The organism is Alkalinema sp. FACHB-956 (genome assembly GCF_014697025.1).
Classification (GTDB): Bacteria; Cyanobacteriota; Cyanobacteriia; order Leptolyngbyales; family Leptolyngbyaceae; genus Alkalinema.
Genome location: NZ_JACJRC010000009.1, coordinates 189,343 through 197,164, shown reverse-complemented (window position 1 = coordinate 197,164; position 7,822 = coordinate 189,343). Strand labels below are relative to the sequence as shown.

5 protein-coding genes and 1 pseudogene are annotated in these 7,822 nt (G+C 52.2%); 3 read left to right on the top strand and 3 right to left on the bottom strand.

Annotated elements, in window-relative coordinates:
• Positions 1 to 429 (top strand): annotated as a pseudogene (locus tag H6G21_RS12605) (hypothetical protein); the annotation flags it as partial.
• A gap of 241 nt (positions 430 to 670) precedes the next feature.
• Complete coding sequence (locus tag H6G21_RS12600) at positions 671 to 874, top strand: hypothetical protein (RefSeq protein WP_190573758.1); 204 nt, start codon at positions 671 to 673, stop codon at positions 872 to 874.
• 200 nt (positions 875 to 1,074) lie between these two features.
• Here the strand turns inward: H6G21_RS12600 and H6G21_RS12595 are convergent, their stop codons facing one another.
• Both H6G21_RS12595 and H6G21_RS12590 read right to left on the bottom strand, forming a co-directional pair.
• On the bottom strand, positions 1,075 to 1,863 hold the full coding sequence (locus H6G21_RS12595; RefSeq protein WP_190573757.1) for a 2-phosphosulfolactate phosphatase family protein: 789 nt from the start codon (positions 1,861 to 1,863) through the stop codon (positions 1,075 to 1,077).
• A gap of 314 nt (positions 1,864 to 2,177) precedes the next feature.
• The gene (locus H6G21_RS12590; RefSeq protein WP_190573756.1) at positions 2,178 to 2,825 is read right to left on the bottom strand and encodes a 5-formyltetrahydrofolate cyclo-ligase; all 648 of its coding nucleotides are present in this window, start codon (positions 2,823 to 2,825) and stop codon (positions 2,178 to 2,180) included.
• A gap of 83 nt (positions 2,826 to 2,908) precedes the next feature.
• On the opposite strand from H6G21_RS12590, the gene H6G21_RS12585 reads away from it, so the two are divergent.
• Complete coding sequence (locus tag H6G21_RS12585; protein WP_190573755.1) at positions 2,909 to 4,471, top strand: peptide ligase PGM1-related protein; 1,563 nt, start codon at positions 2,909 to 2,911, stop codon at positions 4,469 to 4,471.
• 105 nt (positions 4,472 to 4,576) lie between these two features.
• Here the strand turns inward: H6G21_RS12585 and H6G21_RS12580 are convergent, their stop codons facing one another.
• Positions 4,577 to 7,330 (bottom strand): glycoside hydrolase family 9 protein, encoded by a 2,754-nt coding sequence (locus H6G21_RS12580; protein WP_190573754.1) that lies wholly within the window; start codon positions 7,328 to 7,330, stop codon positions 4,577 to 4,579.
• Positions 7,331 to 7,822 lie beyond the last annotated feature (492 nt).

Here is a 7,822-nt window from a genome sequence, read left to right as displayed (position 1 = left end):
GCCGCTAAGGCTACTTTGGCTTTGAAGTCGGCGCTGTATTGTTTGCGTTTATTGCCCATGAAATACTCCTATCACAGTTTGAGTTTTCAGAGCTTAACTACCTGTCCAGTTTTTGGGGTCCACCGTACCTTTCAGCAAAATGAGTATTTCATTCAAAAGCGACGGGTTGAAGGCTATATTGCCGATTTTATTCGCAATTTACGGGATGTAGACCCAGATTCCGACATGCTGCAAATTGATGGCGAACTCGTGCTACGAGCCATTCAAGCCCAGCATGGTTTATTAGTGGAGCAAGCTAGGGGGATTTATTCCTTTTCTCACTTAACCTTTCAGGAATACTTTGCAGCACGGGAGATCGTCGCCACAAATCGCATTGATTTATTAATGCCCTACATCCATGACAAACGCTGGCGTGAAGTCTTTTGCTGACCCTAGGAATATCTCTCCATCGCTTTAGCACGAGCCCGTACCCATGCATCCTATGCCCGTACCCTGGCCTTGGACTTAGCCCTGGCTAGAACCTGTGCCTACAATCGCTTAGAAGATGAATTACTCAAAATACAGCTTCAGAAGTTAGACTCCTCGATTGCCAACGACAGCCGAGGAGTCTAACTTCATACAGTGGTGGAAACTCCATGGACAAAAGTGGATTGAGGACTGACGCCAGGTCATGATGATTCATCGTAACATTGGCTACGACTGGCAATTCACGCCGGAAGAACGACAATTACTGCGGCAATATTATGATGCGAATGTATTGCTGGTGCAGTGTTTTAATAGTGATTGCTATGTAAGCCGTAATGTGCGGCTAGAGATTGAAGAAACAATATTACTGCCAATGGTAGAGCTTCATCAACACAAACTCGCCAGATAGAATCCTGAAGATTACAGTCCTGAGTTGGAGTCCAGCGAAAGTCCTGATGAATTGGATTTGCTGCTTCGCTGATGGCAAGGGTAGTGATTCAGCGATGCCCCTCACATCGGCACCGACCCCCTAAAAGGAGCCTAGGTTCCTTTTAGGGAGATTGCAGCCAATCAGTTTACGCAACCAATCAGTTTACACAGCCAATCAGTTTACGCAGACTGGGCAGACACCACCGATCGCGCCGCCACCGGGGCCACCAAAGTAGACTGGTTCACGAGAACCCCCACTTCCCGCTGAATCGGCAGGACATCTAAGGTATCCAGTGCAGAGCAGTATTGCAAATCTGCATGGCACTCCAACCGCAGCAGCCGTTGCCCATGGCTAGCTAGATGGAACAGCCCCAACAGGTTATCTTTCCACTGTTGATAGAGCGATACGGCTCCCACCAACTCATCATTACCGGCTAACTCATCTAAAGTGCAACCCAGTTTTTCCATCAAACCCACAGCGATCGCTCCGGCACACACGGTATCTTCCAGGGCGAAGGACCCTTCCCAACCGGCTCCCGTAATCCAAACCGTTTCTGGCTGAGTTTCCACGAGATAGTTCACAACCGCATGGCGATTGATTAAAGCCGCAGCCAACACCGTAGGACATTGCTCAATTTTTTGCAGAGCACGGGTTCCATTGGTGGTGCTGATGAACAGGCGACGCCCCTGCATCAGTTGTGGCGTGCAATCTAGGGGGGAATTGCCAAAATCGCAGCCCTCGACTTTGCTGCCGCCCCGCTCTCCTGCTCGCAGGCGCTTGGCAGGATCCCACTCAGCGCTAGTCTGCATCAATCGATTGAGATCACTGAAGACCTGTACTGCTTCTGCACCTACGCCCAAAGCGGTTGCGATCGTGGTTGTAGCTCTTAAAACATCGATCGCGATGGCACAGTCAGCAGTACAAGGAGAAGGAGTCAGTTCGGGAGTATGGTAAACAAATAGCTTCATTAGTTTGAACGGGATTTAGGGTGATTCGCCGTAGTGAGAGAGTTGCGTAACGATAAATTGGACGAGGAGGGCCAATTTCCCTTTCAGAATAATGGAAGACCGCCTCAGTAGATCGCCATCTTCTTCACTAGTCCGCATTGAATAGAATCAATACATGACTACACGATAGTAGATCTTGTTCGATGAAAGATCCCATAAATCCTAGTTTTCATCGGAATACTTGGGGCAGAGATCTTGCTTTCGCCGGACTTTACTTTTCTGAGAATTTCTTTTCTGAGAATTTCTTTTCTGAGAATTCTTGCACCAGAGTTCCTTTAGTCGGATCCGATTCTCAGCCTTGAGTCGAGGGTCATTTGTTGGGATTCTGTGCAAACCCCCTGAAGGGGCTGATCCCAGGCATCATGGGGCAGACGATCGCAGTAGCCAAAGTCAAAACAAATCCCGATCGCAGGGATCGATCGCCAGTCGGGCTGGCTGAACAGGCGATCGTAAAAGCCGCCCCCGTAGCCTAGCCGATAGCCCTGGGCATCGATGGCTAGACAGGGAACGAGGATGAGATCCACCTCAGAGGCGCATAATTGCGGACAGGTCGGATCGGGCTCCTGAATCCCAAAACGGCCTGAAACGAGGGGCTGTCCAGGCTGCCACAGATGCCACACCAAGCTTTGTCCCTGACAGCGGGGAAACCCAAAGCGACGAGCTGGGGTATGGCTTTCTGGGGGATAGCTTTCTGGGGGATAGCCTTGGGAATGGTCACAATTTTCCTGCCATAGCCAACGGAGATCCGGTTCCTGACGCACTGCAAAAAAGGCCAAAACCGTCTGGGCCGCTTGGAATTGGGGCGATCGTTGCACCTGCTGGCAAATTTGCTGGCTTCTCTGCTGCCAATCGGCTGGCGTCAGCGCTTGCCGTTGTTGAAGCAACTGTTGCCGAAGGGTGACTTTGGTTAATTCTGTTTGCATGTTTCGAGGATGGCCAAAATTTCACTTTACGATCGCGGGTAGAAACGATTGCCTATAGGACGCCTGTGGAGAATTGTGCTGCCATGATCAACTCGTTTGAGCTTATTCCCCCCCCCATTCCCTTCCAGGTTCTCCAGGCGCAGTTACGGGCAAGATGGCGCAATGTTCAAGAATTTGATAACGAAGCCGCCGATATCGTGGTGATTCCGTCCTTGAGCTTAGATCAACGCGAATTACTGAAAGTCGCAGGATTTCACCACTATGAGGAACGGTTACTGTTTTCCTTGATTCGGTTACGCAACCCCCGCACAAGGCTGATTTACCTCACCTCCCAACCCCTCCACCCCAGCATCATCGATTATTACCTACAGTTACTGCCGGGGATTCCCTTTTCCCATGCCCGCGATCGCTTGTTATTGCTCTCGACCTACGATGGATCGCTCAAATCCCTGACCCAGAAAATATTGGATCGACCTCGGTTACTGGAACGGATTCGCCAAGCGGTGAACAGCGATCGGGCCTACATGATCTGCTACAACGCCACGAACTTGGAGCGGGATCTGTCCGAGAAGCTGGGAATTCCGCTCTTTGCATCCGATCCCGCCCTGTTGGAATGGGGGACAAAAAGTGGCAGCCGTGCGGTCTTTGAAGCCAGTGGGATCCCCTTTCCTGATGGCAGTCCGCTCGTCCACAGTGCGGCGGAATTGGCGGAGGCGGCAGCGGATGTATGGGGCCGCAATCCGGAGGTGCAGCGCCTCGTGGTCAAGTTGAATGAAGGGTTTTCGGGGGAGGGCAATGCAATTTTAGACCTGCGGGGGTTGCAGGCCCATTCCCCCAGCGATCGTGTGGCGCAGATCCGCAACCAGTTACCGCACCTTCAGTTCGAAGCCGCCGGGGAACAGTGGGAGACCTATTGTCAGCAGGTTGAGGAACTGGGTGCGATCGCGGAGGTGTTTATCGAAGGGGAGGAGAAGTATTCGCCCAGTGTGCAGGCCCGGATTACGCCCTCGGGCGATGTGGAAATCCTGTCCACCCACGATCAAATTTTGGGTGGCCCCACGGGGCAAATGTATCTCGGCTGTCGCTTTCCGGCGGATGCAGCCTATCGGATGCAATTGCAGGCAATGGGAGAACGGGTCGGTGAGGTGCTAGCCCAGAAGGGGGTGTTGGAACGGTTTGGGGTGGATTTTGTTACGGTGCGGCAGGGGGATGAATGGAAAACCTGGGCGATCGAGATTAATTTGCGCAAGGGGGGCACCACCCATCCCTTCATGACCTTGAAGTTTTTAACCAATGGCTTCTACGACGGCACCACGGGGCTATTCCACAGTCGCCATCGCCAAGTCAAGTACTACATGGCCACGGATAATTTGCAAAGTCCGCAATATCGAGGCTTACTGCCCAATGATTTGATGGACATTGTGGCCAATCATCAATTGCACTTTGACACCAGTACCGAAACGGGAACGGTGTTCCATCTCATGGGCTGCCTATCGGAATTTGGCAAACTGGGCGTCACCAGCATTGGCGACTCTCCAGAGGAAGCGGAGGCCATTTATCGGCGGGTGGTGCAGGTGCTGGATCAGGAAACCTGCGGCGATCGATCGCCCTGCCAAGAACACTATTCCATGTACTGGCACCGTTAAGCAGTGTATTGGCACCATTAAGCAGTGGAACGCATAAAACTCCCCCATGGGGGATGCCGACGGGGGAGCCTGGGATTGACGGGAGTTTAGACGGAACCTTAGGACTTACACGGGATCCACACCAAAGACCTTAACCCCATTGTCATAGACCGTGATGTTACGGACTTTAATCGGCTGTCCCCCTGTTCCCGCAACGCCTTGGAATGACCAATCATTGCTGGAACTCCAAGCCAACGGACTATTGATGCGGAATCGCACTTCCTTCCGGAAGGTGGGTTTCCCGGCGGCATCATACCCCCCAGGGAAAATCTTGGTTCCCGTTAAATTCACATCTGCGTAGTAGATATTGTCACGGTACTGGCGAATTTGGCTGGTTACCGCTGCTTCCGCATAGGGAATCGTCACTGTTAAATTAGCAGGATTCACGCCATTATCCAAGGTGAAGTAATAGCGGAAAGACAGCTTATCCGTTACCTTGGCAGGCCAACTGGATTGGTTATTCACCCAAGCCTTAATTTCGACAAAATTACTGCCCGTTGCATTCACACTGGCTTCCACAAAGAACTGATCACTGCGGGTTTCCGGTGCTGGGAAACTGGCTAAAGGATTGCCCCCGTAAAGGCTATACAACCTTGCCAAGGCTCCTGTCAGTCCGGCATTGTAGTCGATCGCGACCTCGTTCGTCTGGTAGTTGGTCATATCTTCCGTAAAGCCGTCCTGCTGGTTTGGCCCCCCCAGCAATGCGCCATAGAGGATGTGGCGCGGTTTTGTGCTGGATGTGAACTGGTTCCAGCCCGCCCAAGGCCCGTTGGCGGTGGAATGGTGCACCGAGGTCATGGGATTGGCTCCAAAGCCCAGCATATAGCTGCGACCATAGGGATTGTCGCCCAAGGCGTAATTCACCTGCCGCACCGCAAAGTTCTCATAGCGTGATTTCACAGCCGTGTCAGACACTAAATCGCTGTAGGCCAAAGCAACAAAGGCTTGGGTCGTAGCATAGCGCAGGGAACCCCAGGCATCCCGCCAAGCCAAGCCACCGGGGGTGTAGGCGATGCGCTGACCGTTATAACCTACCGTCCAGTAATCCAAATAGTTTTGCACTTCCGTGCGATAGACCGTTTTATTGGTCAATTCCGCTAGCAATACCTTGGCTCCTTTATCCACCCATTGCCAGCTTTGCTCGGATGTATAATTTCCTCGAATCGATCCAGCCGCACCATCGTTGTAAATTTGTTCCGCCTGGGTGAGATAGCTATTGCCGTAGGCGTTGTTTTGAGCCAGTTTTGCCTTGTGTAACCAGGTTGCGCCCCAGAGCAATTCATCGTAGAAACTGACATCTTGGTAGGGCGATGACGTATCTCGACTCCCGTTGGGGGCAATCTGGGCGTTCATGCCACGATAGGTATTGGCAAAGTCAAACAGGCGTTCTGCTTTGCTGAGGAGTGTATTGGCATAGGTGGCGTTGCCATTTTGCCGGAAGACGATCGAGGCCGAAGCCAAGGCCGCCGCTGCCTGTCCCGCGATCGCGGAGTCGGGGGTTTGGATATTAATTTTGTAGGAGGGGCGATCGGTCACTTCATGGATGACTTCCGCAGGCACCCAGTTTTGGTGATCATCACGACGACCGCTGCCCATACTGCCGACTTGGGTGTAGAACTCGTACTGCCCCGGCGTGTCGTTGGTAAAGGCTTTCAGTAGGTAATCCGTAGCCCATTGAATATCACTGAGTAAAAAGGAGGACTGTCCGGTTGTCTGATAGGCCGTTGGCGTTTCCAGCCAGCCCCAGGACAACATCGCAGCAGAATAGGCGATCGTGCGGCTGAATTTAATGCGATCGCCCGCATCGTAGAAGCCGCCGGTCAGATCCCGCCCGACATCGGAACCGTCCAGCAAGGCTGAATCTCCCCGCCACTCAACGCGATTATTACTCGGCAAACGGCCCGATCGTTGGGCATCGTAGAAATAAATCGACTTTTGTAACGCTTCCCCGTAGTTGAACCGTCCCGGAGTCACCGTGGGAATATTGACTGAAAACGTGCCCAAGGTCCCTGCGGCGGCCCAATTACCATTGATGTCCCGTACCTGATTGGCTTGTAGCGCGATCGTGTAGGTGCCGTTATCTATGCTGTCCCAACTGCCCCCCGGTGGGGTAATCCGGTAAGTCACGGTGCGGGGAGTACCGTTAGTCGTACTGTTGACGGCATCGCGAGTGGCCAGTTGGCTGTATCCATTCGGCCCTGTGACGCGGATGTCGCTACTATCTAAACTACTAACGTCAATACCAGCGTTATCGCTGTAGGTTACGGTGAAGGTATAGCCATTGGCAGTGGCGGTTGTAATGTTGGTGACCGCTGCGGTGGCCGTGGGTACGATCGTATCTGTAACAGGAACGGTGTTGAACAGTTGCGCCTGGGGAATAATTTGCTTGGCTAGACTAGCGCTAGACCAAGCCAGTCTAGCCACCGCACTACCACCATTTTCGTAGTATTCCAGCCGAATGTTATATTTCTGTCCCGCTTGCAGGGCGATCGTTCCTCTATATTCCGTGGCGCTTTGGTTTTTCCAGCCATTGATTAACTGCTGGCCATTCACCCACAACCGAATGCCATCATCTCCCGTTGTGTAAAAGGTGTAGGTTTCCGAATGGAGCGCTTGGACTTGTCCCGTCCAACGCACGGAAAAGGTATCTGCCCCGATCGTTGATGCGGGGGCTCCCGAACCCCAATTGAAATTCACTGTTGCATCCGTTCGGGTCAGTTTCAAATTGGTAAAGTCGGAATTATCGTAATAGTCGGCTTTGAGGCCCGTGCCGCCCCCTAAACTCAGGGACGACGATGTTACCGATGCGGTGGATAGCATGGCCGAATCTCCTTACACAAGTAGCAGAAAGAACATGGGGCAATCTGCGAGCAATGCGCAGCACAGAATGGCTCAGCACAAAGTGGCTCAGCAGCAATGTCTTACGCAGGCTCAGCAATGTCTTAGTACGTAGGCTCAGTACACAGGCTCAGTACGCAGGCTCAGCAAATCATTACGATTCAGCACCGAATGACGAGTTAGCGTGAGTAGAAAAGATTCAGCACAGAATGGATGGTCTTAGCACAGATACAGTTTCAGCACAGATGCAGTTTCAGCACAGATGCAGTTTCAGCACAGATGCAGTTTCAGCACAGATGCAGTTTCAGCACAGATGCAGTTTCAGCACAGATGCAGTTTCAGCACAGAATGGATAGTCAATTGGTAATCCAACGACAACGAGCACAGAAAGCAACAGGAAACAACTGACCGATCAAAGATGACCGATCAGGGATCACTGGCCATCAATGACGGGTCACTCATCACTAGTCACTG

Excerpts from the sequence above, each read along its gene's own strand:
- H6G21_RS12600 (WP_190573758.1), top strand. The coding sequence starts at position 671 with ATGATGATTCATCGTAACATTGGCTACGACTGGCAATTCACGCCGGAA.
- H6G21_RS12595 (WP_190573757.1), bottom strand. The coding sequence starts at position 1,863 with ATGAAGCTATTTGTTTACCATACTCCCGAACTGACTCCTTCTCCTTGT.
- H6G21_RS12590 (WP_190573756.1), bottom strand. The coding sequence starts at position 2,825 with ATGCAAACAGAATTAACCAAAGTCACCCTTCGGCAACAGTTGCTTCAA.
- H6G21_RS12585 (WP_190573755.1), top strand. The coding sequence starts at position 2,909 with ATGATCAACTCGTTTGAGCTTATTCCCCCCCCCATTCCCTTCCAGGTT.
- H6G21_RS12580 (WP_190573754.1), bottom strand. The coding sequence starts at position 7,330 with ATGCTATCCACCGCATCGGTAACATCGTCGTCCCTGAGTTTAGGGGGC.